General features: G+C 71.3%; 26 protein-coding genes. 13 read left to right on the forward strand and 13 right to left on the reverse strand.

Annotation, left to right across the window (positions count from 1 at the left end; translation table 11 throughout):
- The first annotated feature begins 63 nt into the window (after positions 1-63).
- A complete protein-coding gene (locus AB0H54_RS28160; protein WP_357349329.1) occupies positions 64-693 on the forward strand; it encodes a hypothetical protein in 630 nt (209 codons plus the stop codon).
- A gap of 18 nt (positions 694-711) precedes the next feature.
- On the opposite strand, the gene AB0H54_RS28165 is transcribed toward AB0H54_RS28160, so the two are convergent.
- Positions 712-1,746, reverse strand: a complete 1,035-nt coding sequence (locus tag AB0H54_RS28165; RefSeq protein ID WP_357349331.1) for a hypothetical protein — start codon at positions 1,744-1,746, stop codon at positions 712-714.
- 116 nt (positions 1,747-1,862) lie between these two features.
- On the opposite strand from AB0H54_RS28165, the gene AB0H54_RS28170 reads away from it, so the two are divergent.
- Positions 1,863-2,114 carry a hypothetical protein gene (locus AB0H54_RS28170; RefSeq protein WP_355279975.1) on the forward strand — a complete coding sequence of 84 codons (252 nt, stop codon included), beginning with the start codon at positions 1,863-1,865 and terminating at the stop codon, positions 2,112-2,114.
- Positions 2,115-2,172: 58 nt separating this feature from the next.
- On the opposite strand, the gene AB0H54_RS28175 is transcribed toward AB0H54_RS28170, so the two are convergent.
- The 3 genes from AB0H54_RS28175 to AB0H54_RS28185 all read right to left on the reverse strand — a co-directional run bounded on the left by AB0H54_RS28175 (position 2,173) and on the right by AB0H54_RS28185 (position 5,156).
- Complete coding sequence (locus AB0H54_RS28175; protein WP_357349333.1) at positions 2,173-3,276, reverse strand: hypothetical protein; 1,104 nt, start codon at positions 3,274-3,276, stop codon at positions 2,173-2,175.
- 108 nt (positions 3,277-3,384) lie between these two features.
- The gene (locus AB0H54_RS28180; protein WP_357349335.1) at positions 3,385-4,314 is read right to left on the reverse strand and encodes an alpha/beta hydrolase; all 930 of its coding nucleotides are present in this window, start codon (positions 4,312-4,314) and stop codon (positions 3,385-3,387) included.
- Positions 4,311-5,156, reverse strand: a complete 846-nt coding sequence (locus AB0H54_RS28185) for an oxygenase MpaB family protein (protein ID WP_357349337.1) — start codon at positions 5,154-5,156, stop codon at positions 4,311-4,313. Before AB0H54_RS28185 ends, AB0H54_RS28180 begins: the two co-directional genes overlap by 4 nt.
- Before the next feature lie 64 nt (positions 5,157-5,220).
- Between AB0H54_RS28185 and AB0H54_RS28190 the strand changes: the two genes are divergently transcribed.
- Positions 5,221-5,853, forward strand: coding sequence for a helix-turn-helix domain-containing protein (locus tag AB0H54_RS28190; protein ID WP_357349339.1), 633 nt, complete (start codon positions 5,221-5,223; stop codon positions 5,851-5,853).
- A gap of 30 nt (positions 5,854-5,883) precedes the next feature.
- Here the strand turns inward: AB0H54_RS28190 and msrA are convergent, their stop codons facing one another.
- Complete coding sequence (gene msrA, locus AB0H54_RS28195) at positions 5,884-6,399, reverse strand: peptide-methionine (S)-S-oxide reductase MsrA (RefSeq protein WP_357349341.1); 516 nt, start codon at positions 6,397-6,399, stop codon at positions 5,884-5,886.
- A gap of 209 nt (positions 6,400-6,608) precedes the next feature.
- On the opposite strand from msrA, the gene AB0H54_RS28200 reads away from it, so the two are divergent.
- Positions 6,609-7,034 carry a carboxypeptidase-like regulatory domain-containing protein gene (locus AB0H54_RS28200; protein ID WP_357349343.1) on the forward strand — a complete coding sequence of 142 codons (426 nt, stop codon included), beginning with the start codon at positions 6,609-6,611 and terminating at the stop codon, positions 7,032-7,034.
- Between the two features lie 110 nt (positions 7,035-7,144).
- Positions 7,145-9,100, forward strand: a complete 1,956-nt coding sequence (locus tag AB0H54_RS28205; RefSeq protein WP_357349345.1) for an FAD-dependent oxidoreductase — start codon at positions 7,145-7,147, stop codon at positions 9,098-9,100.
- Here the strand turns inward: AB0H54_RS28205 and AB0H54_RS28210 are convergent.
- Complete coding sequence (locus AB0H54_RS28210; protein ID WP_357349347.1) at positions 9,097-9,477, reverse strand: DUF742 domain-containing protein; 381 nt, start codon at positions 9,475-9,477, stop codon at positions 9,097-9,099. The genes AB0H54_RS28205 and AB0H54_RS28210 overlap by 4 nt on opposite strands.
- Positions 9,474-11,486, reverse strand: a complete 2,013-nt coding sequence (locus tag AB0H54_RS28215; RefSeq protein ID WP_357349349.1) for a nitrate- and nitrite sensing domain-containing protein — start codon at positions 11,484-11,486, stop codon at positions 9,474-9,476. The genes AB0H54_RS28210 and AB0H54_RS28215 overlap by 4 nt, the downstream gene beginning before the upstream one ends.
- Before the next feature lie 259 nt (positions 11,487-11,745).
- Here AB0H54_RS28215 and AB0H54_RS28220 point away from each other — a divergent pair, with 259 nt between their 5' ends.
- Positions 11,746-13,065, forward strand: coding sequence for a serine/threonine-protein kinase (locus AB0H54_RS28220; protein ID WP_357349351.1), 1,320 nt, complete (start codon positions 11,746-11,748; stop codon positions 13,063-13,065).
- A 14-nt stretch (positions 13,066-13,079) separates the two neighbouring features.
- Here the strand turns inward: AB0H54_RS28220 and AB0H54_RS28225 are convergent, their stop codons facing one another.
- The 5 genes from AB0H54_RS28225 to AB0H54_RS28245 form a co-directional block, all read right to left on the reverse strand.
- A complete protein-coding gene (locus AB0H54_RS28225) occupies positions 13,080-14,387 on the reverse strand; it encodes an AAA domain-containing protein (protein ID WP_355279953.1) in 1,308 nt (435 codons plus the stop codon).
- Positions 14,384-15,865: a hypothetical protein gene (locus AB0H54_RS28230; RefSeq protein ID WP_357349353.1), complete on the reverse strand. Its 1,482-nt coding sequence runs from the start codon at positions 15,863-15,865 to the stop codon at positions 14,384-14,386. The genes AB0H54_RS28225 and AB0H54_RS28230 overlap by 4 nt, the downstream gene beginning before the upstream one ends.
- Positions 15,862-16,947: a hypothetical protein gene (locus AB0H54_RS28235; protein WP_357349355.1), complete on the reverse strand. Its 1,086-nt coding sequence runs from the start codon at positions 16,945-16,947 to the stop codon at positions 15,862-15,864. Before AB0H54_RS28235 ends, AB0H54_RS28230 begins: the two co-directional genes overlap by 4 nt.
- Positions 16,944-17,744, reverse strand: a complete 801-nt coding sequence (locus AB0H54_RS28240; protein ID WP_357349357.1) for a hypothetical protein — start codon at positions 17,742-17,744, stop codon at positions 16,944-16,946. The genes AB0H54_RS28235 and AB0H54_RS28240 overlap by 4 nt, the downstream gene beginning before the upstream one ends.
- A gap of 282 nt (positions 17,745-18,026) precedes the next feature.
- A complete protein-coding gene (locus tag AB0H54_RS28245) occupies positions 18,027-18,638 on the reverse strand; it encodes a GNAT family N-acetyltransferase (RefSeq protein WP_357349358.1) in 612 nt (203 codons plus the stop codon).
- Between the two features lie 88 nt (positions 18,639-18,726).
- Here AB0H54_RS28245 and AB0H54_RS28250 point away from each other — a divergent pair, with 88 nt between their 5' ends.
- Together AB0H54_RS28250 and AB0H54_RS28255 are read left to right on the forward strand one after the other, a co-directional pair.
- A complete protein-coding gene (locus tag AB0H54_RS28250) occupies positions 18,727-19,539 on the forward strand; it encodes a TetR/AcrR family transcriptional regulator (RefSeq protein WP_357349359.1) in 813 nt (270 codons plus the stop codon).
- 9 nt (positions 19,540-19,548) lie between these two features.
- Entirely contained in the window at positions 19,549-21,060 is a 1,512-nt protein-coding gene (locus AB0H54_RS28255) for a leucyl aminopeptidase (protein ID WP_357349360.1), read from the forward strand.
- 4 nt (positions 21,061-21,064) lie between these two features.
- Here the strand turns inward: AB0H54_RS28255 and AB0H54_RS28260 are convergent, their stop codons facing one another.
- Positions 21,065-21,406, reverse strand: coding sequence for an oxidoreductase (locus AB0H54_RS28260; RefSeq protein ID WP_357349362.1), 342 nt, complete (start codon positions 21,404-21,406; stop codon positions 21,065-21,067).
- A gap of 257 nt (positions 21,407-21,663) precedes the next feature.
- Between AB0H54_RS28260 and sucB the strand changes: the two genes are divergently transcribed.
- The 5 genes from sucB to lipA all read left to right on the forward strand — a co-directional run bounded on the left by sucB (position 21,664) and on the right by lipA (position 26,749).
- Positions 21,664-23,442, forward strand: coding sequence for a 2-oxoglutarate dehydrogenase, E2 component, dihydrolipoamide succinyltransferase (sucB, locus tag AB0H54_RS28265; RefSeq protein WP_357349364.1), 1,779 nt, complete (start codon positions 21,664-21,666; stop codon positions 23,440-23,442).
- A gap of 19 nt (positions 23,443-23,461) precedes the next feature.
- A complete protein-coding gene (locus AB0H54_RS28270) occupies positions 23,462-24,367 on the forward strand; it encodes a TIGR01777 family oxidoreductase (protein ID WP_357349366.1) in 906 nt (301 codons plus the stop codon).
- On the forward strand, positions 24,367-24,870 hold the full coding sequence (locus AB0H54_RS28275; RefSeq protein WP_357349367.1) for an N-acetyltransferase family protein: 504 nt from the start codon (positions 24,367-24,369) through the stop codon (positions 24,868-24,870). The genes AB0H54_RS28270 and AB0H54_RS28275 overlap by 1 nt, the downstream gene beginning before the upstream one ends.
- A gap of 110 nt (positions 24,871-24,980) precedes the next feature.
- Positions 24,981-25,730 carry a lipoyl(octanoyl) transferase LipB gene (gene lipB / locus AB0H54_RS28280; protein ID WP_357349369.1) on the forward strand — a complete coding sequence of 250 codons (750 nt, stop codon included), beginning with the start codon at positions 24,981-24,983 and terminating at the stop codon, positions 25,728-25,730.
- Positions 25,727-26,749 carry a lipoyl synthase gene (gene lipA, locus AB0H54_RS28285; protein WP_357349371.1) on the forward strand — a complete coding sequence of 341 codons (1,023 nt, stop codon included), beginning with the start codon at positions 25,727-25,729 and terminating at the stop codon, positions 26,747-26,749. Before lipB ends, lipA begins: the two co-directional genes overlap by 4 nt.
- Positions 26,750-26,827 lie beyond the last annotated feature (78 nt).

The following is a 26,827-nucleotide window of genomic DNA, read 5'->3' on the forward strand; positions in this document are numbered from 1 at the left end:
CTCGATCACCATCGGCCACAACAGCCTTGCGCGGGTACCCGCACCTGTGGACATGATGGGTCGATGAGCTCACCGGACGGCGCCCGTCCGATCACCGACACCGAAGCCACCCGCCGCTGGGACCCGTGGACCCCGAGCGTCGTCGCCGCCCGTCTCGCGTCCTGCCCCGTGCCCTGGGCCGTCGCCGGCGGCTGGGCCGTCGACCTGTTCGCGGGCGGGATCTCCCGCGCCCACGAGGACATCGAGATCACCGTCCCCCGAGCGGATTTCCCCGAGATCGCCGCCGCCTTCCCCGAATACGAGTGGGACATCGTCGGCGACGGCCACCTCTGGCCCTACGCCCGCGCCGCCCACCGCGAGGACCTGCACCAGACCTGGCTCCGCGACCCCTACACCGGCGCGTTCCACCTCGACGTCTTCCGCGAACCCCACGACGGCGACACCTGGATCTGCCGCCGCGACCCGACGATCACCCTCCCCTACCCCGACCTGATCCGCACCACCCCCACCGGCATCCCCTACCTCATCCCCGAAGTAGTCCTGCTGTTCAAGGCAAAAGCCAACCGCCCCAAGGACGACGCCGACTTCCACCGCGCCCTCCCCCTGCTCTCCGAGGAACGCCGCGCCCGCCTGTCCGCGTGGCTGGAAATGGTCCATCCCGACCATCCGTGGCTGAGCCGGACCGCGGCCTGACCGATCGGGACAGCCGCGTCACTCGGGCAGGCGGCACCAGCCCTGGCGGTAGTCGATCCAATCCTGGGGTCTGGCGGCGAAATCCACGTACAGGGCCACGCCGAAGTTGGGGCGGCCGACGTCGGTTCGGGTGAGGCCCAGGCGGATGCCGCGGATCGCGGCGGCGACCGTCTCCGAGGATCCGTCGTGGCCGGGATCGTCGGCCCAGAATGCGGGCGCGCCCATCAGCAGGTCGACCTCGGACGGAGTGACTTCCGCGGCCAGTTCGGTCTGCTGGGCGAGGTATCCGCTGTAGAGCGCCTGCGTGGGCATCGCGGTGTCGTACGACATCACCGCCACCTGATCGACGCGGCGCGCGACCTCGGCGAAATAGGCTTGGCTCCACCACTTCCCGTGGTCGACGAGCGCGATACCCACCGCGTGCAGGCCCGGCAGCGGATCGATGACGGGCGCCGACACCGACAGCGGCACTCGCGCGGCGGAGGTCACCGCTCTGGTCGCGTCGAGCAGCGCGAGGAAACCCGGTGAGCCGGACCGGATCGGCTCCAGGTCGTAGTGGATGCCGTCGAAGCCGTAGTCCAGCACCCGTTGCGCCGAGGCGACCACGCGCTCGCGCGACGGCGCCGATTCCACGTCCAGCCCGTCGAACTCGGGCCGCACGATGTCACCGAGCCAGGACTGCACCCGGATCCCCGGTAGCTTCGCGTGCACGGCGTCGACGAACCAGCGCGCCCTGGGCGCCAGCTCGTCGCGCAGGCTCCCGTCGTGCTCGAGCGGGCCGGTGTGCACGTACAGATCCCGGATCTCGGTACCCGCCAGCAACTTCACCAGCTGATCGACGTCGGCGTCGGTCCTGCGCCCGTCCACCCACGCGTGGCCGAGCCAGAACGCGTCCTTGCCCCTGGTCCGTGCCTGCTCGGACTGCTCGCCGATGTTGTGCGCCAGCAATGCCGTCACCACGCCCGCGACCGGCAACGACACCACGAGCAGCAGCACCAGCGCGAGCACCGCGCCGCGCCGCCGCCACGACCACGCCCGCCACTTCCCCCGCATTCCGGCCTCCCTCGCCCTGAGACCCCGAGATTACCCGCAGGTACCGATCCGCAGATTTCCGGCAAATCGCCCGCAGGTGGAAAACTGTGCGGCGCTGGACAACTGAACGGAGCACCATGAAATTCGCCGTCACCCTGGGATCGGCCGCCGTCGCGGCCTTCGCGTTCGCGATCGTCACGCCCGCTGTGGCCACCGCCCAGCCGTCGGGCAACTGCCACAAGTCCTACTCCCCGTGCCTACCGATCGTCAGCGATGTCGACTGCGAAGGCGGCAGCGGGAACGGGCCGGTCTACACCGGGCGCGTGCAGGTGATCGGACCCGACGAGTACGGCCTCGACCGTGACGGCGACGGCATCGGCTGCGAGTAGGTACGAAAAAAGGGGGCGCGCGATGCGGTCGCATCGCACGCCCCCTTCGTGTTCGGGGTCAGCGGTCGATATCGGGACTGCTGGGGCCCTCGCCCGGCTTGCCCAGGTCGGGACCGCCTTCGGGGCCACCCGGAGTGCCGTAGCCCGGGCCGGTGCCGTAGCCCGGCTGACCGCCTTCGGCCGGACCGCCATAGCCGGGCTGACCACCCTGCGCAGGGCCACCGTAGCCAGGCTGACCACCCTGGGCCGGACCGCCATAGCCGGGCTGACCACCTTGGGCCGGGCCACCGTAACCGGGCTGACCACCCTGCGCAGGGCCACCGTAACCGGGCTGACCGGGCTGACCCGGGTAACCGGGCTGACCGGGGTAGCCGGGCTGTTCGGGGTAGCCGGGCTGACCCGGCTGACCGAATCCCCCTGCGGGCCCGCCGTACTGCTGCGGGTAACCGGGATCGGCGACGGCCGTCGCCCCACCGACGACCGGACCGCCGGTCACCACCCGGTACGCGTAGGTCGAGGCGATGATCGTCAGCGGGATCGTCACCAGCAGACCGAGGCCGCACAGCAGCGCGCCGACGATATTGATGCCGAACAGCGCCAGCGTCAGCAGCAGCAGCGGTCCGGCATTACCGGATATCGCCGAGAAACTCGATTTGATCGCCGTCACCGCGTCCTGGTTCCGATCGATCACGAACTGCATCGTCCACCAGGTGAAGAACGCGACCACCAGACCCGGCAGAATGCACAGCACGAAACCGATACCGGTCGCCAGACCGACCAGAATGCCGGCCAGGATGACCGCGCCGACATTGGTGAACTGGAAGAAATCACCGAATCCCGGTTTCCGCCCGTCGGTTTCGTGCAGCGCGCCGCGCACGAATGCGGCCGAGATCAAATAGCCGATGATGGCGCTGACCACGGTGCCGATGAACTGCCAGATACCGAAACCGATGCTGATGCCACCGTCGGCGTCGGTATCGGTCGTGTTCCCCAGGCCGAACAGGAAGTTGATCGCCACCTGGATGACGAACGCGATCAGCACGATCGCGATCCACACGACCGCGTTGTTCTTGAATTTGTCCCACCCGTAACCGATGGCGTCGCCGACACCGAGTTTCGGCCCCGCCGGTGGATACCCGGGTTGCTGCTGTCCATACGTCATCCGAATCGCATCCCCTCACCTTGTGCGACGGCCGAAACCGCCGATATGAGTCTTCCGATCCGGCGCCACGGTCACGCCGACATGGCCGATCATTTCACACGACCCGCTCTACATGCGGTTTTCCTCCACCGAAACCGGCAGAGCGGGTGATTCGGTCAGGCTGTCGGTCGCGCGGCGCAGCGCCGCCAGCGCGGCGCTGATATAGGCGGGCTGCTCGAGCGGAAGCGAATGACCACCGGCGAGCTCGACCAGGTCGACCAGGTGCGGCAGCGCGCCTGCCATGTCGACGGATCGGCCCGGCGGGGTGATCCGATCGTGGGTCGAGGCGATCACCAGAGCCGGGACGGACAGCCCGGCGACGTCGATCGTCTCGGTCAGTTCGACCAGCATCACCCCGTACCCACGGCGACCACGCGCGCTGGTCGTCGTCGCCAGCTCGGCGACCCTGTGGGCGATCGCCGCCGGTGCGCCCGGGCCGACCGCGAGCCGGGCCACCAGCCGGTGCCGGAACGGGATCCGCCGCGGCGTCGGCATCCGGGTCATCCGCGCTCCGAGACGAGCCAGCCACCACCGGATCGGCTCATAGCGCTCCGGGAACGGCAGGAAGTCGACGTGCCGCAGGACATCGCCCGGGGTGGTGTTGATCAGCGCCACGGCGGCGGCGCGTGCGGCGACGTGCGCGGGGAATCGCCGCGCCCAGGCCAGGATCGCGATCCCGCCCAGGGAATGACCGGCCAGCACGGCGGTCTCCCCGTCGCTCAGCGTGGCGTCCAGGACGGCGTCGAGATCACCGGCCAGATCGTCGAGGCGATAGTGCCGCACGCGCGGGGCCGCGCTGGCACCGTGTCCGCGCAGGTCGAAGGCGATCACCCGGAAGTGCTCGGCGAGTTCCTCGATCTGCTGCTGCCAGAATTCGATTCGGCACAGCACGCCGTGCACGAGCACGATCGGTGGCGCGTCGGGGGCGCCGAAGACGCGAGTGTGCAGCCGAGTGCCGTCGGGTGCGTGGACGTCGACGGGTCGTCCGGTGAGATTCACCCGCGCGCCCGCCGGATCGCGGCGTAGGCGGGTGGCACCAGCCGGGCCCGCCTCGGCAACCGGGGCAGGACCGCCCGCGAGAGCGCGGCCAGGCGGTCGAAGGCGCGCTGTCGCGCCGGTGTCCACTCGATGCCGAGCATTCCGCGGATCTTCGGGTCCAGCAGCCCGGCGGTGACCAGCGCGTTGACCTTCCCGACCAGCGGGCGCCCGGTGCGGTTCCACACCGGCGCCGTGGACAGCACCGGGATCGGCGGCGGGGTGGGCGCCGCGATCAGCGCCAGCACCCGGTCGGTGATGTCGTTGCGTTCGGCGCGCTGCTCGATCATCGCGTCGAACCAGTCGACGAACGCGGCCCAGTCGGCGGGCATGTCCTTGTCGCGGACCCCGTAGAGGGTGCCGACCTGGCACATCTCCCGGTAGAACCGCTCGATCTCGCCCGGGCGCCAGCCCCGGCCGAGCAGCCGCTGCTGCACCCAGACACCGTGGACGATGCTGGCGTGCACCCAGTGGAAGGCCTCCGGCTGTAAGGCGCTCCAGCGCGTGCCGTCGGCCGCACGGCCGGTGAACCCGCGATGCAGTTCCCGCAGCCGGGCCGCCGTGGCGAGCGCCTGCTCCCCGCCGTACACCACGCCCATGATCAGCTCCAGCGTGCGCTGGGCCCGGCCGTACGGATCGGACTCGAACACCGAGTACTGCCGCACCCCCGCGGCGACGATCGGATGCATGACGTCGATGAGCAACCGATGCCCGGCGCCCAGCGGGAAGGTCAGGTCGCCGAACACCTGCCAGGCGACCGAATCCGGACCGAGCGGTGCCGGGTGATGGGTGATCTCCGCGCTCATCGCGCCCCCTTTCCTCCCCTGAGACTATTACAGCACCTAATAGTCTCACTGCAAGGATAGGGGCGTGACCCGGCCCGCAGCCCCGCTGTCCGCACTGTTCGAGCGCGCGCTCGATGGTCTCGGGACCGAACCCGACGCCGCCGAGCTGCCGATCCTCAGCGCGGCGATCGGCGTGCTCGCCCGGCGCGGCACCCGCGCGGCGACCATGGACGACATCGCGGCGGCGGCGGGCGTGAGCCGCGCGACCCTGTTCCGTCGCTACGGCAACAAGGACGACCTCTTCGCTCGCGCGATTCGCGCCGCCGTCCACGCGCTGCTCGCCGAGGTCGGGCGCATCTTCCTCGCCGTCGCCGAGCCCGCCGACCGCATCGTGGAAACCTTCACCGCCTGCATGCGGTTCGGCACGACCGTGATCGCGGCCGACGCCGAACCGCACCACGCCGCCGATATGGCGGCGGTTCTCGCACAGGGCGAGCCGTCGGTGCTCGAGATCGCCCATCGGTTCATCACCGCGCAGATCATCGAGGCGCAGGAGGCCGGGCGCGTGCCGGGCGGCGACCCCGAGATGAAGGCCGACGCCCTGCTGCGCCTCACGCTGAGCTATCTCACCCCACCGCGCCGCTTCGATCTCACCGACCCGGACGTCGTCCGCAGGATCGGCAGGACGGTCGTGGCGCCGATCATCGTCCACGCCTGAATCATCCGCGGCCGATCCGGCACCGGGCCCCTACTTCTCGGCGGTCGCCCGCTTGGGCAGCTTCCAGCCGGGGCGGGGGAAGTGGCAGGTGTAGCCGTCGGGGTAGCGGATCAGGTAGTCCTGGTGTTCGGGCTCGGCGTCCCAGAAGGTGCTCGCGGGGGTCACCTCGGTGACGACCTTGCCCGGCCACAGGCCCGAGGCGTCGACGTCGGCGATGGTGTCGATCGCCGTGCGGCGCTGATCCTCGTCGAGGTAGAAGATCGCCGAGCGGTAGCTCGAGCCGATGTCGTTGCCCTGCCGGTCCCTGGTGGTGGGGTCGTGGATCTGGAACAGGAACTCGAGCAGGGCCCGGTAGTCGGTCCGCGCCGGGTCGTATTCGATCTCGACGGCCTCGGCATGGCCGGGGTGGTTGCGGTAGGTGGGGTGATCGTTGCTGCCACCGGTGTAGCCGACCCTGGTCGACAGCACGCCCGGTTGACGGCGGATCAGATCCTGCATGCCCCAGAAGCATCCACCGGCCAGAATCGCCTTACGGGTTTCGGTCACGCGTCCTCCTTCGTAGAGCTCCACGGTCGCACAGAACGGCCACAACCGCCTCTATGGAACTCCCCCGACGGGCCCGGAATTCCCGCCAGTAAGCTCGCCGCGCGAGCGATACCTCAGGAACATCCGTGTGTGCCCCAGCGTCACCCAGGAAACAGGAGGAAGTCGGCGAAATGCCACGTAGCGTCGTTGCCCGGTATTCGATGATCGGATTGGCCGCAGCCGCTCTCACAGCGGGCGCGGTGACCAGCGCGGGAGCCCATCCCGGTAGCACCGACACCGTCGAGCAGGCCACGACCTGCGAAGCCGGACAATCGCGACAAAACGACCTAGCACTACGCTCGCCCGACCCGGCGGCCACCGGCCAGATCGACGCCGTCCTGCTCGACGAATCCACCCGCGCCCCGGTCGCGGGCGGCAAGGTGGTCCTGACCGGCTTCGACGCCTGCGGCGACACCATCCACCGGCACCTGTCGACCGGCGCCGACGGCCAGGTCAGCTTCCGCGGCCTGCAGCCCGGCCGCTACCAGCTGACGGCCTCCCCCGGCACGGCGAAGACGGTCGCCACCGCCGATGTCGAACTGTCGACACCGACGCTGAAGACGGTGCAGTTCACGGTCGCCACCGGCCGCCGGTAGCCGCCGATCGGGCCGGGTGCGCGCCACCCGGCCCGAAACCCGTTGACACCGAGCACGCCCGCAACACCCGTGATACAAATCACCCCAGAGTGAGAAGGGGTGGTTTCCGTATGGAACCAACAGCCGAACAGCGCGCGGCGCTCGGCCTGATCTGTGACACATTCCTCCCGGGCGACGAGCTCGGACTACCACCGGCGACCGCGCTCGGCACGGTCGATACGATCTTCCGGATCCTGGGCCGCAACCCACGGGAAGCGGATCAGAAGCAGCTGGGAATGTTGTTGGGGCTGTGGGATTCCCGCGCCTTCGGCCTGCTGACCGGGAGTGGCTTCCGCCGGTTCTCGTCGCTGTCGCAGGAGCGCAGGGAGGCCGCGCTGCTGCGGCTGGCCGATTCCGGGCTGGCCCCGGCGCGCGCGGTGTTCCAGGCGCTCAAGCAGGCGTCGCTGCTGGCCTACAACGTGACTCCCGGCCCGACCGGGGTCAACCCGCTGTGGGAGCGGATCGGCTATCCGGCGCCGACCGGACCGCTGGCGGACGCTCCGGCCCCCGCGCTCACGCCCCAGCGATTCACCGAAGCGACCACCCTCGACTGCGATGTCGTGGTGGTCGGTTCCGGCGCGGGCGGCGGCGCGGCGGCCGCGGTACTGGCCGAGGCGGGCCTCGACGTGGTGGTCCTGGAACGCGGGAACTACTACGACGACAAGGATTTCGGCAACGGCGAGCTCGACGCGCTGACCAGCCTGTACGCCTCGGGCCCGCCCGCCTCGGCGGAGGGGCAGATCACGCTGGTGGCGGGGTCCTGTCTCGGCGGCGGCACCGTCGTCAACTGGAGCACCTCGCTACCCACGCCCGACAACGTCCGCAAGGAATGGGCCGAATCGGGTGTTCCGCAGTTCGCCGACGACGAGTTCGGTGACGCGCTCGACACGGTGCAGCGCCGGATCGGGGTGACCAGCGGCCGGTCGCCGCTCTCGGCCCGCGACGGCATCCTCGAACGCGGCGCCAAGGCGCTCGGCTGGGACGTCGACACCCTGCCGCGCAATGTCGGCGACGCCTGCGACGCCGCGGTCGAATGCGGGCGGTGCGGCTACGGGTGCAGGCTCGGCGCCAAGCAGTCGGTCACCAAGACCTGGCTCCACGATGCCGCCGGGCACGGCGCGCGCCTGGTGGTCGATGCGGACGTCCGCACGATCACGGTGAAAGCCGGTCGGGCGGAATCGGTCTCGGCGCGCACCTCCGACGGCGTCGAGATCACCGTGCGGGCCCGCGCGGTGGTCGTCGCGGCGGGCGCCATCCAGACCCCGGCGCTGTTGCAGCGGTCGGGCCTGCGCAACAAGAACATCGGCAAGCACCTGCGCCTGCATCCGGCCGCCGCGGTCTTCGGGGTGTTCGAGGAGGAGATCCGGCCCTGGGAAGGCGCGCTCCAGGCCCGGATCAGCAGGCACCACGCCGATCTCGACGGCAACGGCTACGGCGTCATCTACGAGACCGGACCGATCCATCCCGGCCTGGCGACCGGGTTCATGAGCTGGCGCGGGGCGGCCGCGCACCGCGACACCATGCTCGACTTCGCGCGCACCAACTCGATCGGCGTGATCACCCGCGACCGCGATCCCGGCACCGTCTCGATCGACGGCAGCGGCGAGGCCGTGGTGAAGTACCGGCTCTCCGACTACGACGCCAACCACCTGCACACCGGCATCGTCGGCGCGGCCTCGGTCCTGGAAGCCGCAGGGGCGCAACGCATCTACTCCGGTCATCAGGCGGGCATCTCGTTCGAGCCGGGTGTACGCGGCTCGCTCGCGGAGTTCGACGCCGCCTGCAAGAAGGCGGGCTACGGGCCGGGCCGGTGTTCGCTGGGCGCCCTGCACATCATGGGCTCGGCCCGGATGGGCGGCAGCGCGGAGCTGTCGGCGACCAATCCGGACGGCGTCACCTGGGACGTGGACAATATCGTCGTGGCCGACGGGTCCAGCTTCCCCACCGCACCGGGGGTGAACCCGATGGTGACCATCGAGGCGATCGGCTACATGAACGCCAAGCGGCTGGCGGCCAGGCTCACCTAGCCGTCGACCCGGCGGATCCCCGCGAGAACGGCCCGCAGCACCCCGAGGTCGGCATTGCCGACCGCGCGGTGCTGCGGGGCGCGCGCGATCAGCCTGCCCTCCTCGATCAGATCGGTGATCAGCACCTTCGCCAGGTTCAGCGGCAGCCCCAGGTGCGCCGACACCTCGGCCACCGCCATCGGGGTCCGGCACAGGTCGACGATCGCGGCGTACTCGGGTTCGGTGCGCCGCAGTCGCGTGCCGGCGCCCGCGTCGACCAGCAGGGTCGTCAGGTCGAGTTCGTCACGCTCGGTTCGCCCGCGTCCGCGGGTCACCGCGTAGAGGCGCACGATCGGACCGGCATCCTCCTCGTACCAGTGCTCGCGCTCGTCGCTCATGCGCGCGGGGTGACGACGGGGAACTGGCCGGAGATCGGCGCGGACTGGTCGATGGCCTCGGCCAGCGCCGAGGGGATCAGCACGATCGCGCGCACCCCGCCGTAGATCGATTCCGACAGCCGCACCGAGATGTTGTGCCTGCTCGCCAGTTTCGCGACGACGAACAGGCCGAGCCGGGAGCTGCCCGACAGTGTCGTCACGCTGAATTCGGGTGGGTCGGCCAGCATCGCGTTGCGCTCGGCGAGATCGGCTTCCGGCATGCCGAGACCCTGGTCGATGATCTCCACCGCGATGCCGCGCCCGACCACGACCCCGGACACCACCACGTGCGCTTCCGGCGGCGAGAACGCCGTCGCGTTGTCCATCAGTTCCGCGAGCAGGTGGATGACGTCGGCGACCGCGTGACTCGCGATGCGCACCTCGGGCAGCTGCTTGGTCTGGATCCGGGTGTAGTCCATGCTCTCCGCGATGGCGCCGCGGACCAGCTCCAGCAGCGCGACCGGATTGCGCCAGCGCCTGCCCGGCTGCTCGCCGCCGAGGATGATGAGGTTCTCGGCGTTGCGCCGGGTGCGGGTGGCGAGATGGTCGAGCTGGAACAGCAATTCGAGCTGATCGGCGTTGCTCTCGTCGCGTTCGGCGCGGTCGAGCAGGGCGAGCTGGCGGTGCACGACCACCTGGCTGCGGTGGGCGATATTGAGGAAGACGGTATTGATGCCCGCCCTGGTCTGGGCTTCGGCGATCGCCGCCGACACCGCGGCCAGGTGCGCCCGGTTGAACGCGGCCGCGACCTGGCCGAGTTCGTCGGAGCCGAAGTCGAGCCGGGAGGTCTCCGCGCGCGCCTCGACCTGCTCGCCCGCCGCGAGCCTGCGCATGAGGTCGGGCATCCGCTCGTCGGCCAGTTCCAGGGTGTCGTGGCGCAGCCGCCGCATGCGGCCGATGAACCGATTGGCCAGGACGAGCGCCACCAGGAAGGCGCCCACCGCGAGCAGCGCGACCAGCGCCCCGCCGACCAGCGCGTTGCGGGTGTCGGTCTCGCCCTGCTGACGGGCGATGACGTGGGCGTCTCCGCTCTGGTCCTCCCACAGCTGCTGCAGGGCGAGGTTCACGTGCCGGGTGGCGTCCTGCCAGCCCGCCAGGCTCAGCGGCAGTGTCGCGTCGCCGCGATCGTTGCTCACGGGACCGCGCGTCACCAGCGCGTCCTGCATCGCGGTGACCTGCTGCCAGTCCGTGCTCGCGGTGATCGCGCCGAGCTGCGCGAGCCGGGTGCCCTTCAGCACCGTGGCCGAATAGGCCACCTCGCCACGGAACTCGCCGACCCGGCGGCTGAAGTCGGCCAGCTCGGCGGCCGACATCCGGCCGTTGGTCAACGCCACCGAGCCGAGGGTGTCGGCCTGCGAGAGCGCCTCGGCGGCACGCAATTGCTCGACGCCGTACCCCAGTTCGATGCCGATGTTCGCGTCCGGCGCCACCCGGGCCGCCAGCACGGACGCGGCGACGATGGTGCCGATCACCTGGGAGAAGAAGGTGAACACCTGTTCCGGCGGGATCTGGAGCGCGTCGACGCCGCCGCGCACCGTCGGCACCATGGCGAAGAGCTTGTTGTAGCCCTCGATGTCCTCGGCCGAACCGTCCAGATTGAGCTCGCGCGCGGCGTCGCCCTTGGCCATCACCGCCGCGAGCGCCTCGTCGGACCGCTGGCGGGCGGTGATCAGCGCGGGCGTGGACGGCGGGTCACCGGCCAGCCGCAGCAGCGACAGCCTGCGTTCCTCCTGGAACGCCGACACCATCAGGATCGCGGGCCCGGTGGTACTGCCTGCCAGCTCGGCCCATTCGGTCGATTCGCGCGCCGAGTCCACCAGGTACACCGCCGCGCCACCACCGGTGACCAGCAGGAACACGCTGGAGATCAGCACGATGGATAGGAGCCGGATCCGTACGCTCACCCGGCCGCGAACACCGCGCCCGCCCGACCACGACTTCCCGAGCAACGAGCTACGCCAGTTCTTCACACCGAAACTTTCCGCTCCCGGAGCCGCCCCGGCGCTCCGCTGCGTGCCCGCACCCGCGAAACAGACGACCCGGCACGCTTGTCTTCGCGCAGAGACTAACCGACCGTCCTCACCCGCGCGCGGTTTGCGCGGACCCCGAAAATCCGTCCCCGTCAAGCAAACTCGCAGCTTACCCAGGGTGAACCGTCACGTGATCCCAGCGCGCGGCGCGACGAGCCTATGCTGCGTGGTCACGACATGGCGCGAACAAGGGGGATCGGTGACAGCCGTCGACGAGACATTCGCCGGATACCGCATCGAGAGCGTGCTCGGGCGCGGTGGCATGGGAACGGTCTATCGCGCCCGGCATCCCCGGCTGCCGCGCAGCGTGGCGTTGAAGGTCCTCGATCCGGCGGTATCGGCCGATCCCGAGGTGCGCGGCCGCTTCGAACAGGAAGCCGCCATCGTCGCCGGGCTCGAACACCCCGGGATCGTCGGCATCTTCGACCGGGGTGCCGACCACGGGCGACTGTGGATCTCGATGCCGTTGATCGAGGGCGTCGACGCCACCCGGCTCGACCCGAGCACCCCGCCGGACCTGATCCTGCGATACATCGCCGAGACGGCCGCGGCGCTGGACTACGCGCACGGCCAGGGGGTACTGCATCGCGACGTGAAGCCGGCCAACATCCTGGTGGCTGCGCCCGGCACCGCTGATTCCCGCGCCGTGCTCACCGATTTCGGCATCGCCCGGCTCGTCGACTCCGGCACCAAGCTGACCGTCACGGGCACGTTCACCGCCACCCTGGCCTACGCCTCCCCCGAACAGCTGGCGGGCGAAGTGGTCGATCACCGGTCCGATCAGTACTCGCTCGCCTGCACGCTGTACGCGGTGCTGGCGGGGCAGCCACCGTTTCCGGCCACCAATCCGGCCCAGGTGATCGCCGGTCACCTGTCCGCGCCGGTGCCGCGGTTGAGCACCGCGCGGGCCGGGCTGGCGCCCGCTCTCGACGCCGTGCTCGCGCGGGCGATGGCCAAGCGGCGAGCGGAGCGCTTCGGCGGTTGTGGGGAGTTCGCCGCCGCTGCACGGGATGCGCTGCTGTACAACATCTTCCCTGCGCCGTCGGTCCAGTCGGCGGCGGCAGTCGGTTCGCGCACACCGCGATCGGCGCCCGCGGCCGAGGTATCCGGGGGCAGCGCGAAAGCCGTGGCCGTGATCAGCCTCGTGATGGGACTGATCTTCGGATTCATCGGCCTGTCGATGTTCGGGCACCTGCTGCGGATGCAGCCGACCGACACCTCCTACGTCGGGTCGGCGATGACCTATGACGAGGACTTCCGGCTGTCGCTGTCAGCGGTGGTGGCGACCGTTCCCCCTGCCGCGCTGTCGATCGTCGGCGGTGTCGCGCTGATGTTGCGCAGACGAGCGGGCCGGGTCCTGGTCTGCGCGGGTTCGGTGTGGCTGTTGCTGGCCGCGGTGGGTGTCGCGGGGTTCGCACTGGTGACCGGGGAGACGGATTGGCTCGCCGCCGCGGCATTCATCGTGATCCTCCCGCTCATCGTGGTCTCCGGCGCCCGGTCGGCGGAGACCACGCGGTGACTGGCGCGACGGCGCTAGTTCAGTGTTCCCGCCCGCACCCGATGCCGGGTCAGGTGGCTCAGCACGGACTGATTCGCCTCCCAGCCGTCGGGGAACTTCACCGGCACGCCGAGGTGGACCGGCTCGGCCGAGGGATGGGCGTCGAGGAGTTCGGGGATGCCCGCCCGGCCGACCAGGATGCAGGCGTGGCGGTGCCGGGAGGCGAGCACGCACAGACGGCCCGCCTCGAGGTGGAAGGCGCTCGCGTCGCGGCGGCCCGAGAGCGGGTGCAGCACCAGGGTGACGTCGTATTCGCGGCCCTGGAGCCGGTTGGCGGTGTCGACGGTGACCGGTTCGGCGGCGGTGCCGCGCAGGGCGGTGCGCACGGCGTCGGCCTGGTCGCGGTGGGCGGTGCCGATGGCGACGCGGTCGACGGTGACCGGGTGGCTGCCCGATTCCGAATGCGCGGTGGCGCCGCGCTCGATCAGCCGGGCGGCGATCGCGGCCAGGGCGTGCACCGCCTCGCGATCGGTGCGCAGGGTGTGCCGGGCGGGCAGTTCGTACCAGCCCCAGCCCGTCGCGGCCGCTTCCTCGAGCACCGCATCGATCGGTCCACCGAGGCCGCGCGTCGTGAAATCCATGCTGCGGTCGCCGAATCCGGTGCCGGATTCGAAGCCGGTGAACGGGTAGAAGGCCCGCGAGACGACCGGCGCCGCCGTGGCGGGCAGCCGCCACGACACCGGCAGCCGGTGGATCGGGATGTTGTCGTTGTTGGCCAGCATCACGCTCACCGCGCTCATCGTGGGGTCCCAGGTGAGCCCCGCCCAGCGCGCGGTCTCGACGGTGGCGAACGGATCGAGCTGCCCGGGATCGCCGACGAACAGCCCGCGATCGAACCGATTCGCGATGCGCAACAACATGTCCGAGCGCATCTGGTACGCCTCGTCGATGATCGCGTGCGACCAGCTGCCGTCGGTGATGGTGGCCCACTTGGCGGCGGTCCCGATGACGATCGTGCGATCGGCCAGGTCGGCGGGCTTGGTCGCGACGCGGACGTTCGCGTGCTGGTCGACCCGCTCGCTGGTCACATACGCGGTGCTGGAGAGGCGGCCGATGCGCATCGCCGGATCGGCCCCGGCGAGGCGGTCGATGAGGTCGTCGACCTGCTCGTTGGTCTGGGCCACGATCATCCGCTGATCGTCGTCCTCGGCGAGCTGGCGGGCGGCCCGCACGACCAGCGTGGATTTGCCCGCGCCGGGCGGCGAGTCGACGACGATGGCGCGATGGCTCGCGTCGCGCAGGTCGGTGAGAATGTTCGCGACGGCCTCGTCCGGTGTGGTCATTGCAGCTCCTCCCCTTCGTCGTCGGTGGGCGGCGCCCATTCCGGCGGCGGACCGCCGTGCGTCCAGGGGGTGTCCTCGCGGGCGGGCAGATTCAGCTGACCGTTGAACGGCGTCGGCGAGAATCGCGCGAACCCGAGGGCCTCACCGTCGGCGGGCACCGAGCCGGGTTCGGCGACGAGCTTGCGGCCCATCCCGCCCGAGAGTTCGAGCACCATGCCGTCGCCGTCGATCTCGACGACGACCCCGCTCTGCTTCGGCCGCTCCACGCACGTCAGTTCCTCGCCGACGACCGCGAGGAACGGATCGGTGGTGCGGATGTGGATGTGTGGGCGCAGTTTCGGGCGCGCGCCCGAGCGGTCGACGCGATCCGGTTCACTGTGCACGACGGTGCCGCGGAACGCCGCCCCGGTGACCCGGTGCTCGAGCATGCGCAGTGGATCGTCGAAGGCGCACTGGGCCTGCAACGCCTCCAGCGCCCGCTCGCGTTCGAGCAGCCTGCGCACCGCGCGCACGGCGGGATCACGCCGCGCCTGTGGGGTGCCCTCGGCCACCTCGGCCGCGAAATACGAGAAGGCGCCGCGATCGTCGGTCCACCGGTTCGCCACGCTGGCGCCCGGCGGCAGCGCGCGCAGCAGGTCGAGCGCCCGCCACATCAACTGCCAGGTGGGTTCGAGCTGGCCGCGCAGCGAGCGCTCGAGCCGTTCGGCGGCGACGGCGCGCGCGTTCTCGTCCGTGGCGGCGTTGTAGGCGGCGATCAGCGGCGCGAGTTCCTCGTTGTCGAAGCCGGGATCGGTGGCCGGGCCCGCGGGTGGGGACTGCAGGGGGTCCTCGGCGATGGCCGCGGCCTCGGCGCCGGTGCGGCCCGGCGGCGGGTCGATCCAGCCGAGCAGGGCAGCGAGATTGCCGTCCTCCAGGGCGGATTGGCCGGTCGCCCAGTGCGCCGAGAGCGCCGAGGTCAGCGCGGGGAGTACCGCCGATCCGGGATGTTCGGCGCGGTCGCCGAACCAGGTCAGCCAGCGGCCGAGCAGTGGAATCGAGACGGGCACCGGGTTGTCGCCGTCGGTGCGGTGGAAGCGGACCGAACGGCCCAGCAGCTTGAGGAAGTTCACCCCGCCCTCGTTGGGCGTCCAGATCTGGGGCGCGTCGAGGCAGCGGGTGTAGGTCTCGCCCGCCTTGCTGGTGAGTTCCTCGCTCTCGGCCAGGAACGACGCGAGATAGGGCAGCACCACATCGGCCAGCTGCTCGATGAACCGCAGGCGCAGCACCCGGTCGCGTGGCTGCGGCACGATCAGCACGTCCTGGTCGCCGCGCGCGGTGCCGATCATGATCGCCAGCGGCGCCGCCGCCTCACCGGCCAGCCGCAGCGGCACCGCCACCAGCGGCCGCTCGGCCAGGTGCAGGTGCCGCACCGCCGCGGTGGGCTGCGCTCGGCCCGCGCGGACCGCCTCGGCCTTGGCGAGGGCCGACAGCACACTCATCCCGCGATCTCCAGCCGCAACCGGTGCGCGGTGCGCAGCATGGCGGTGATGTCGGCGTGCTCGGGTCCCGGTTGCAGCGTCCCGTCGGCCAGGCCGAGGACGGTGTGCAGGTTCTCGATGCCGCCGACCTCGTCGCACACGCCGCGGCCGAGCGCGTCGACCGAACCGCAGGTCCTGGCCTCGTCGCGGCAGGCGAAGGCGAGCTCGCAGCTCGACATGCACTCGGGCGCGTAGCGGGCGGGGATGGCCGCGATCGTCTTCTCCAGGTCCTCCCCCGGTGCGAAGGTGGCCTCGGGCGGCAGCAGCTCGAGCAGGTCGGGGATGGCGGTGAGCCGGGTCAGCTGCCGGGAGACGACCGCGAGCTGCTTGCGCAGGTCGACCAGGGCGGCGGTGGGCCGGTTGGTGAAGTCCTTCGCGCACACCAGGATCGTGTTGTGCGAGACCAGCTCCGGTGACTCGCCGATCTCGGTCATCAACTCGCGCAACGCGATCACGTAGACGGCGGACTGGCGCGCGGCCGCCGCGACCTGGGCCGGGTCGGCCTGCCCGTCGATCACCGGGAACGCCTTGATCTCCACGACGTGGAACTTGCCGTCGACCTGCACGGCGACCACGTCGGGCTCCAGGTAGGCGGTGGCGCCCGCGATGTCGAGGCGCAGCATCGGGTGGTCGAACAGGGTGCCGTCGCCCGCGGCGATCGTCGACTTCAGCAGCTGCCTGGTGCGCTGGTACCGCACGGCGTTGCCGGTGTTCTCGCCGACGGAGTTCAGGTCGTGGTAGGCGACCTCGGGGATGGTGAGGCCCAGCGTGTCGCGCAGCAGGGCCAGCAGTTCGGCGCACCCGTTGGCCTTCACCATCGACTCGAAGGCATTGCCACGCGTGATGGCGAATTGCGACTGACCGAACTGTGGTGGGAAACCGAGCGATTGGGCGATCACGGTCTTGTCCACCGCGGCCGCGTCGAGCAGGGCGCGCCGGGCGCACCCGGGATTGGCCGTGAGCGCGGCGATGGTGCGGGCATTGTGCCTGGTCGCGGGCGCCGCGCCGCGCAACTGGTCCAGCTGTGCTGCGAGAGTGCTCATTTCACCTCGATTCGTCGCCGGTCGGCCACCCCGAGCCGAACACCGAATAGTTGTGCGGCCGGATCGGCCAGCTGCTCGGCCGCCCGGCGCGCGGCCGAGAGTCGTTGCCGCGCGTCCTCGTCCGCGTGCACCGCCAGCTCGCGCCGCGCGGCCTCGATCACCTCCGCCGGGTCCAGTGTGTCCGGAGCTCCCGACACTCCCGGTATCGACACGGCGAGCCGCCACAGAACGCGCTGACCCGCCGGGGTCGTGGCGGGCTGCGCCGACAGATGGCCGGCCAGGCGGATCGCCGAGGTCAACAGGTCGACGCGCGGGCTCAACGGCCCCACCATCCGGCCTTCCAGCGGCCACGAACTGACCGCCATCAGCCCCCGCGCCGGCGCCAGCAGATCCGTCGTGAGCGCCGCGCAGACGTAGTACGGACGCGCGTACGGCGCCGAGCGGAACGAGCGTTCCTCGTCGCGGCGCAGGCTGGTCAGCCGGGCGGGCAGCAGTTCGCCGGAGAAGAACGCCTCGTGCACGGCGAGGACGAGTTTGGGTGAGGACGGCACCGAAAGCAGCGTCAGCGCGCGGTGCACGTGCTCGCGCACCGGCACGGCGGGCGCGTCGGCCCGCTCCGGCGCGGCGGCGGGTTCCGGGATGGAGCCGAGGACGACCGAGTCCCAGGCGGATTCGGCTTTGCGCAGTTCCGCGCGCAGCTGACGGGCGGTGGCGCGGTCACCGGACGCGGCGGCACGGCGCACCTCGCCGCGGAGGTCGGCGATGCGCGCCTCCAGCTCCTCGGCCGTGTCCGTCACGAGCGTGAGCGTAGGCAGTGGTTCCAGTGTTGTCCAGTGTTTGCCAGTATTCACCACCGGATTGCCGTGCGGGTCACACCGAGAATCCGCCCCCGTGACCCGGGGAAGCCGGTGTTTGCCCGCCGCCGGACGACCGCGCGACCTCCTGTCCTTCCTCCAGCGGCGATCCGCCACGGAGATCGGCGCAATGCGGGACGGGGCGGGTCAGCCGCCGCGCGGCACGGCGCGGGTCAGCCGCCGCGGGAGCTGGCGCGAGTCGGCCACGGCGCGCGACAGCGCGGGTCAGCCACGGTGCCACATCGGCAGCAGGGTCGGTCCGCCGTCGGGCAGTTGGATCGGGTCGCCCTCGTGCGCGAAGCCGTGGCGGGCGTAGAGGCGCGACGACCGGACCGTGCTGGCCTCCAGGAACGCCGTTTCGCCCGCGTCGGCGAAGGCGGCGAGGCGGTCGGCCAGGATCGCGCCGCCGGCGCCTTTGCCCCGGTGCTCCGGCACGGTGACGATGACGTGCAGGTAGCGGTGCGGGAATTCCCGGGGATGCGCGGCGGCGACCAGGCTCGAGACCGCCGCCATCCGCTGGAACGAGACGACATCGGGCGCGGCCTTCAGTAGCGCACGCGCTTCGTCGGCTTCGGCGGCGAGCCGGTCGGCGGAGGTGACGGTCTGCCACAGCGACACCGCCCAGATGTCGCGACCGTCGCCCGCGACCCACACCTCGTCCTCGGCCATGGCCTTGGCGACGAACTGCGGTCCGAACGTGGTGCGATAGGCCTGCTCGATCTCCGGGTCGCCCGCCCGGATCCACGCCGAGACGACCTCGTCCAGACTGGCCGCGACGAAGGCGTCGGCGACCTCGGTGAGCTCGTCGGGCATTGCCTGTCTGACGTGGGCATGCATCGGTCTCTCCTTCGTGTGAACAGCGTGCGTAGTCGCCAACCTAGGAGTGCGCCAGCACAGTTACGAGGATTTCGTCACACTGGTTGGTGTGCGGAAATCAACGCTGTGCGTGCAGTGTGGACGCGAGGTGGAGCAGGCCGACCGCGGCCGGGCGCGCCGCTATTGCTCGCGGTCCTGTCAGGGCCGGGCCTATCGGGCGCGCCGGGACCGGCGCCCGCCGGTGCGCCGCCCCCGGCCGACCCGGCTGTCCCCGGTGCACATCGCCACCACGGCGATCGCGCTCGCCGACCGGGACGGGCTCGACGGCCTCACCATGCGCCGCCTGGCCGGGGAACTCGGCGTCGCGACCGCCGCGCTGTACCGCCACTTCCCCGACCGCGAGGCCCTGCTGGCGGCGATGACGGAACTGGCCCTCGCGCGGGCACCCGAGCCCGCGCCCGCCCCGGACTGGCGCGCGACCCTGGCGGCCGAGGCCGACGCGGAGTGGCGGCTCTATCGACGGCATCCGTGGGTGCTCACCGTGCTCGCGCGCACCCGACCGCCGCTGGGTCCGGCCCTGCTCGACTCCCTGGAACGCGCCTTCACCGCACTCGACGACCTCGATCTGACCAGCGCCGAGATGCTCACGATCTACCTCGCCTACTCCGGCCTGGTCCAGGGTCTGGCCCTGATGTGGAGCACCGATCGCGGCGACCGGATCGGCGCAGGCGCGACCGCGTTCGCCGACCCGGTGCGCGCCGAACTCGCCGAACTCCTCGACCCGCGCGTCCGCCCGGTGCTGCACCGGATGTTCGCCGCCGAGCCGCACGGACCCGACCTCTCCTTCGACGAACTGCTCACCGCCGGTGTCGGACTGCTGCTCGACGGCGTCGCGGTGCGGCACTCGGCACCGACCGCATAATCTGGGGCGATGACCGCTGTTGCAGATCGTTCACTCGGACCGGAATTGGCACGCACCGAAACCATCAGCCCGGACACCGATGTACTGGTGATCGGCCTGACCTCCTCGGAGAACGGACCGGCCATCGTCCCCGCCGACCTGTTCGGCGACGTGCTCACCGCCGAGGTTCGCGCGGAGCTGCTCGATGCCCTGGGCGCGGTCGGTGCGAAGGGCAAGCCCGAGGAACTCACCCGGGTGCCCGCCCCCGCGGCGCTGGCCGAGGTGACCAGCGTGCTCGCGGTCGGCCTCGGCGCGGCCGACAAGGTCGACGCCGAGCAGGTCCGCCGCAGCGCGGGCGTGGCCGGGCGCGCGCTCAGCGGCACCGAGCTCGTCGCGACCACCCTCTCGGGCGTCGACCTGGCCGCCGCGGCGGAGGGCTTCTACCTCGGCGCGTACACCTTCACCACCTTCAAGTCGGCCAAGAGCGCGCCGAAGCCGGACGAGCAGCCGGTGCTGCGCGTCGAACTGCTGGTTCCCGAGCCCGAATTCGGCGTCCTGGAACTGCTGCGCGCCCAGCTCGTCGCCGAGGCCGTCGCGACCGCGCGGGATTTCGTCAACACCCCGCCGAGCGCGCTGTACCCGGCCGAGTTCGCCGAGCGGGCCCGCGTGCTCGCCGAGGCGGCCGGGCTCGAGGTCGAGGTGCTCGACGAGGACGCGCTCGCCGCGGGCGGCTACGGCGGCATCGTCGGCGTCGGCCAGGGCTCCGCGCGGCCGCCGCGCCTGGTGCGCATCACCTACGCGGGCGGCCCCAAGAAGATCGCGCTGGTCGGCAAGGGCATCACCTTCGACACCGGCGGCATCTCGATCAAGCCCGCCGCCAACATGGAGAACATGACCTCCGACATGGCGGGCGCCGCGGCGGTCATCGCGACCACCCTGCTGGCCGCCCGGCTCGGGCTGCCGGTCACCGTCACCGCGACCGTCCCGATGGCCGAGAACATGCCCTCGGCTACCGCGCAGCGCCCCGGCGATGTGCTCACCCAGTACGGCGGCACCACCGTCGAGGTGCTCAACACCGATGCCGAGGGCAGGCTCATCCTGGCCGACGCGATCGTGCGCGCCGCCGAGGACGAGCCCGACTACCTGATCGACGTCGCCACCCTGACCGGCGCCCAGATGGTCGCGCTCGGCACCCGCACGCCCGGCGTGATGGGCACCGAGGAGTTCCGCGACCGCGTCGCCGCCGCCTCGCGGTCGGTCGGCGAGCACGGCTGGGCGATGCCACTGCCCGCCGAACTGCGCGCCGATCTCAACTCCAAGGTCGCCGACCTGGCCAATGTCGCCCCGCACCGGTGGGGCGGAATGCTCTCGGCCGCACTGTTCCTCAAGGAGTTCGTGCCCGAGGGCGTGCAGTGGGCGCACCTGGATGTCGCGGGTCCGGCGTACAACACCGGCGGGCCGTTCGGCTACATCGGCAAGGGCGGCACCGGTGTCCCGGTGCGCACCCTGATCACGGTGATCGAGGAGATCGGCGCGGAGTAGTCGACTACTCCTGCTCGCGGGCCCGCCGCTGCTCGATGCGGCGGCGGGCGTCGTAGTCGCGCATGCGCTGCGGATAGCCGGTGCGGTTGACGTCGTAGACCGGGATCTTCAGCGCGCCCGCCAGTCGCCGCGCGCCGCGTTCGCCGACGATGCGGCGGGTCCATTCGCCGTCCGCGGCCACCAGCACCGCTGTGACATCGGTCACAGCGGTTTTCGGTTCGATGAACGCCTCGACGCCACGGCGGGCCCGCGCCCAGTCGGCGAGCGCGGCGATCTCCGACGCGCTGTCACGAGCGACTGTCCTGCTCCGGCCGCGCGCACCGCGGAAACGATCCAGCAAACCCACCGGTAACAACCTCCTGCGCTCCGACGGAAATCTGCTCACCGCCGTACATTCCATGGTGCCAGCTCTGCCCGGAATGCCGCCCTGCGCTACGTCGTCGGCGGGCGAGTGCAAGGATGGTTGCCGGAACAAGAAACCGACGATTCCCGGACGCCTCGCTCTCGCGGTGGGGTGGACGTACGCCGCGACCCGCGACGGGTGTCTGCCGGGGTCGAAGCACTGTTGTATTACCCGTCTAACAGTCAGAGGAGACAGAGGACATGGCCTTCTCCGTCCAGATGCCGGCTCTTGGTGAGAGCGTCACCGAGGGAACGGTGACCAGGTGGCTGAAGCAGGAAGGAGACACGGTCGAGGTCGACGAACCGCTGCTCGAAGTCTCCACCGACAAAGTCGACACCGAGATCCCGTCGCCCACCGCCGGTGTGCTGTCGAAGATCGTCGCCCAGGAAGACGACATCGTCGAGGTCGGCGGTGAGCTCGGTGTGATCAGCGAGGCGGGCGAAGCCGCTGCCGCCGCGCCCGCGCCTGCTGCCGCGCCTGCCGAACCCGCTCCGGCTCCGGCCCCCGCGCCTGCCCCCGCCGCCGCGGCTCCCGCCCCGGCCCCGGCTCCCGCGCCCGCCGCCGCCCCCGCCGCCGCCCCCGCCGCCGCTTCCGGTACGCCCGTGAAGATGCCCGAGCTGGGCGAGTCGGTCACCGAGGGCACCGTGACCCGCTGGCTCAAGGCCGTCGGTGACACCGTCGCCGTCGACGAGCCGCTGCTCGAGGTGTCCACCGACAAGGTCGACACCGAGATCCCGTCCCCGGTCGCCGGCACGCTGCTGGAGATCTCGGCGCAGGAAGACGACATCATCGCCGTCGGTGGTCAGCTGGGTGTGATCGGCAGCGGTGCGCCCGCGGCCGCTCCGGCGCCCGCCCCGGCACCGGCTCCCGCGCCTGCTCCGGCCCCCGCGCCCGCCGCGGCGGCTCCCGCCCCGGCACCGGCACCTGCCCCGGCACCGGCACCTGCCCCCGCTCCGGCGCCTGCCCCGGCCCCCGCGCCCGCCCCGGCTCCGGCCGCGTCGGCTCCTGCCCCGGCGGTCACCGCCAACGGCAGCTCGCCGTACGTGACCCCGCTGGTGCGCAAGCTGGCCGAGGAGAACAACGTCGACCTGGCGTCGCTCACCGGTTCCGGTGTCGGCGGCCGCATCCGCAAGCAGGATGTGCTCGCCGCGGCCGAGGCCAAGAAGGCGCCCGCGCCCGCGCCCGCCGCGGCTCCGGCCGTCGCCGCCGCGCCCGCCGCCCCGGCCAAGCAGGCCACCGCGCCGAAGCTGGCCGGTCTGGTCGGCACCACGCAGAAGGCGAGCCGGATCCGGCAGATCACCGCCACCAAGACGCGCGAATCGCTGCAGACCACCGCGCAGCTGACCCAGGTCCACGAGGCCGACGTCACCAAGATCGCGCATCTGCGTCAGCTCGCCAAGGCCTCGTTCAAGGCGCGCGAGGGCGTCAACCTGACGTACCTGCCGTTCTTCGCGAAGGCCGTCGTCGAGGCCCTCGGTGTGCACCCGAACGTGAACGCCTCCTACAACGAGGACACCAAGGAGATCACCTACCACGCGTCGGTGCACCTGGGTATCGCGGTCGACACCGAGCAGGGTCTGCTCTCGCCGGTCATCCACAACGCCAGCGACCTGTCGCTGGCCGGGCTGGCCCGCGCGATCGCCGACATCGCCAACCGCGCCCGCACCGGTGGCCTGAAGCCGGACGAGCTGTCCGGCGGCACCTTCACCATCACCAACATCGGCTCCGAGGGCGCGCTGTTCGACACCCCGATCCTGGTCCCGCCGCAGGCGGCCATGCTCGGCACCGGCGCGATCGTCAAGCGCCCGGTGGTGGTGACCGACGAGACCGGTAGCGAGTCGATCGGCGTGCGCTCGATGGTGTACCTGCCGCTGACCTACGATCACCGGCTCATCGACGGCGCCGACGCGGGCCGCTTCCTCACCACCATCCGGCACCGGTTGGAAGAGGCAGCGTTCGAGGCCGATCTGGGTCTGTAGTCGAGGAATTCGGCCGAAGATGAAGGTGGTGATCGCCGGTTCGTCCGGGCTGATCGGGACGGCGCTCGTCGCGGCTCTGCGCCGCGACGGGCACGAGGTGTCGCGATTGGTGCGCCGCGCTCCCGCGGCACCGGACGAATTCGCGTGGGAACCCGCGCGCGCCCAGCTCGACGAGCGGGCGTTGCGCGGGGCCGACGCGGTGGTGAACCTGTGCGGCGCGAGCATCGGCGCGCGCCGCTGGAACGGCGGTTACAAGCAGTCGCTGCGCGACAGCCGGATCACCCCCACCGATGTCCTGGCCACGGCGGTCGCCGCCGCCGGAGTGCCGACGCTGGTCAACGCCAGCGGCGCGCACTACTACGGCGGCGACACCGGCGACGCGGTGGTCGACGAGACCTCCCCCGCCGGAACCGGTTTCCTCGCGACCCTGTGCCGCGACTGGGAAGCCGCGACCGAGCCGGCCAGCTCTGCGGGCGTGCGCACCGTCCTGGTCCGCAGCGCCGTGGTCCTGGCCCGCAACGGCGGCATGCTCAGCATGCTGCAACCGCTGTACTGGCTCGGCCTGGGCGGTCGCCTCGGCAGCGGCCGCCAGTACACCCCGTGGGTCTCCCTCGACGACGAGGTCGGCGCGATCGTCTTCGCGCTCACCCACCCCGAGGTGTCCGGCCCGATCAATGCCGCGGGCCCGGCCCCGGTCACCAACGCGGAGTTCAGCCGCGCGCTCGGCCGGGCCCTGCACCGGCCCACCCCGCTCATCGTCCCCGGTGTCGCCCTGCGCGCCCTGGTCGGCGAACTCGCCGACGAGGCCATCCTGCGCGGCCCGCGCGCGATTCCCGCCGCGCTGGAGCAGGCGGGCTACACCTTCCAGCACCCCACGATCGGCGCCGCGCTCGCCGCCGCCGTCGGTCGCCCCGGAGGTCAGTGATGTTCATCCGTGACGCCGACAAGGCCGACCTCCCCGCCGTCCTCACGATCCACAACACCAATATCGCGTCCTCGACCGCGATCTGGGACACCGACGAGGTCGACCTCGACGACCGGCTCACCTGGTTCGCCGATCGCACCGCCGCGGGCATGCCGATCCTGGTCGCCGAGATCGACGGCGAGGTCGCCGGGTACGCCTCCTACGGCCAGTGGCGGCCCAAGACCGGCTACCGCTTCTCGGTCGAGAACTCCGTCTACGTCGACGAGCGCTTCCAGCGCCGCGGCGTCGCCAGCGCGCTGCTCACCGAACTCGTCGCCCGCGCCACCGATTCCGGCCGCGTGCACGCCATGATCGCCGCCATCGAATCCAGCAACACCGGGTCCATCGCCCTGCACGAGCGCTTCGGTTTCCGGACCGTCGGCGAGCTGCCCGAAGTCGGCCACAAGTTCGGCCGCTGGATGGACCTGACGCTGATGCAGCGCACCTTCCCGCTGGACGTCTGACCAGCCGACCGTCCGGCTCCGGCGCACCCGGAGCCATCGGCGAGCGAACCGGATCACGACGTCCCGACCGGTCTTCACCCCCGGTGGCCCGTGGGCGTAACGTCAGGGCCGTGAACGACACGCGCCCCACCGCGTCCGCTCGATTCGATTCGACCCCGATCGTGGTCGAGGATCTCGGACTCATCGAATACACCGCCGCCTGGGAGCTGCAACGGCAGATCGCCGACGAGCGCGCCGCAGGCGAAGGCGCCGACCGGCTGCTCCTGCTCGAGCATCCGTCCGTCTACACCGCGGGCCGCCGCACCGAGACCGAGGACCTGCCGATCGACGGCAGCCCGGTGGTGCAGGTCGACCGCGGCGGCAAGATCACCTGGCACGGTCCCGGCCAGCTGGTCGGCTACCCGATCGTCCGCCTGGCCGAGCCGGTCGACGTCGTGCAGTACGTGCGCAGGCTGGAGGAGGCCCTGATCCAGGTCGTGTCCGGCCTCGGGATCGAGTGCGGCCGGGTCGAGGGCCGCTCGGGCGTGTGGCTGCCCGCCACCGAGTGGCTGGCCGAGCGCAAGATCGCCGCCATCGGCGTGCGCGTGCAGCGCGGCGTCGCCCTGCACGGCATCTCGCTGAACTGCAACTCCGCCCTCGACGGCTTCCAGGCGATCGTGCCGTGCGGCATCAAGGACGCCGGGGTCACCTCGCTGACCCGCGAGCTGGGCCGCGAGGTCACCGTCACCGAGATCAAGCCGCTCGTCGCGGCCGCGATCGTTGCCGCCCTCGACGGCGAAATTCCCGTTCAGCAGCATGACATTGATCGCACCACCGGCGCCGCGACTGTCGTCGCCCCGAGCGTAGAGTCGGTCCGGTGACCTCCGTCGACGCCTCTGCCCCCGCCGGACGCAAACTGCTGCGCATCGAAGCGCGCAACGCGGAGACCCCGATCGAGCGCAAACCCAAGTGGATTCGCACCCGCGCCACCATGGGCCCGGAGTACACCGAGCTCAAGGGCCTGGTGAAGCGCGAGGGTCTGCACACGGTCTGCGAGGAAGCGGGCTGCCCCAACATCTTCGAATGCTGGGAGGACCGCGAGGCCACCTTCCTCATCGGCGGTGAGCAGTGCACCCGCCGCTGCGACTTCTGCCAGATCGACACCGGCAAGCCCGCCGCCCTCGACCGCGACGAGCCCCGCCGCGTCGCCGAGAGCGTCCAGGCCATGGGCCTGCGCTACTCCACCATCACCGGCGTCGCGCGCGACGACCTCGACGACGGTGGCGCCTGGCTCTACGCCGAGACCGTGCGCGCCATCAAGGCGCTCAACCCGGGCACCGGCGTCGAGCTGCTCATCCCCGACTTCAACGCCGACCCCGATCAGCTCGCCGAGGTCTTCTCGACCCGCCCCGAGGTGCTGGCGCACAACCTGGAGACGGTGCCGCGCATCTTCAAGCGCATCCGCCCCGCCTTCCGCTACGAGCGCTCGCTGGCGGTGATCACCGCGGCCCGCGAGGCCGGTCTGGTCACCAAGTCCAACCTCATCCTCGGCATGGGCGAGACCCCGGAGGAGGTCACCGCCGCGATGCGTGACCTGCACGAGGCGGGCTGCGACATCCTGACCATCACCCAGTACCTGCGCCCGTCGCCGCGTCACCACCCGGTCGACCGCTGGGTGAAGCCGGAGGAGTTCGTCGAGCACTCCAAGGTCGCCGAGGAACTCGGTTTCGCCGGCGTGATGGCGGGCCCGCTGGTCCGGTCCTCCTACCGCGCCGGCCGCCTCTACGCGCAGGCCATGGCCCATCACGGCCGCGAGATCCCCGAGGCGATGGCCCATCTGGCCCAGGAAGGCACCGCCTCCCAGGAAGCCAGCTCGGTCCTGGCCCGCTACGGCAGCTGACCTGGTCGGGGCAGGGCTCGGTGAGCCATCCTCGTATCGTCGCCGAGCAGCGCGACAGTCCAGAACCCACTGGCCGCC

It is taken from the genome of Nocardia sp. NPDC050718, from assembly GCF_040654235.1.
GTDB lineage: Bacteria > Actinomycetota > Actinomycetes > Mycobacteriales > Mycobacteriaceae > Nocardia.

Excerpts from the sequence above, each read along its gene's own strand:
- AB0H54_RS28170 (WP_355279975.1), top strand. The coding sequence starts at position 1,863 with ATGAAATTCGCCGTCACCCTGGGATCGGCCGCCGTCGCGGCCTTCGCG.
- AB0H54_RS28230 (WP_357349353.1), bottom strand. The coding sequence starts at position 15,865 with ATGAGTGTGCTGTCGGCCCTCGCCAAGGCCGAGGCGGTCCGCGCGGGC.
- AB0H54_RS28205 (WP_357349345.1), top strand. The coding sequence starts at position 7,145 with ATGGAACCAACAGCCGAACAGCGCGCGGCGCTCGGCCTGATCTGTGAC.
- AB0H54_RS28225 (WP_355279953.1), bottom strand. The coding sequence starts at position 14,387 with ATGACCACACCGGACGAGGCCGTCGCGAACATTCTCACCGACCTGCGC.
- AB0H54_RS28245 (WP_357349358.1), bottom strand. The coding sequence starts at position 18,638 with ATGCATGCCCACGTCAGACAGGCAATGCCCGACGAGCTCACCGAGGTC.
- AB0H54_RS28165 (WP_357349331.1), bottom strand. The coding sequence starts at position 1,746 with ATGCGGGGGAAGTGGCGGGCGTGGTCGTGGCGGCGGCGCGGCGCGGTG.
- AB0H54_RS28235 (WP_357349355.1), bottom strand. The coding sequence starts at position 16,947 with ATGAGCACTCTCGCAGCACAGCTGGACCAGTTGCGCGGCGCGGCGCCC.
- AB0H54_RS28185 (WP_357349337.1), bottom strand. The coding sequence starts at position 5,156 with ATGAGCGCGGAGATCACCCATCACCCGGCACCGCTCGGTCCGGATTCG.
- sucB (WP_357349364.1), top strand. The coding sequence starts at position 21,664 with ATGGCCTTCTCCGTCCAGATGCCGGCTCTTGGTGAGAGCGTCACCGAG.
- AB0H54_RS28270 (WP_357349366.1), top strand. The coding sequence starts at position 23,462 with ATGAAGGTGGTGATCGCCGGTTCGTCCGGGCTGATCGGGACGGCGCTC.
- AB0H54_RS28160 (WP_357349329.1), top strand. The coding sequence starts at position 64 with ATGAGCTCACCGGACGGCGCCCGTCCGATCACCGACACCGAAGCCACC.
- AB0H54_RS28175 (WP_357349333.1), bottom strand. The coding sequence starts at position 3,276 with ATGACGTATGGACAGCAGCAACCCGGGTATCCACCGGCGGGGCCGAAA.
- AB0H54_RS28275 (WP_357349367.1), top strand. The coding sequence starts at position 24,367 with ATGTTCATCCGTGACGCCGACAAGGCCGACCTCCCCGCCGTCCTCACG.
- AB0H54_RS28255 (WP_357349360.1), top strand. The coding sequence starts at position 19,549 with ATGACCGCTGTTGCAGATCGTTCACTCGGACCGGAATTGGCACGCACC.
- AB0H54_RS28210 (WP_357349347.1), bottom strand. The coding sequence starts at position 9,477 with ATGAGCGACGAGCGCGAGCACTGGTACGAGGAGGATGCCGGTCCGATC.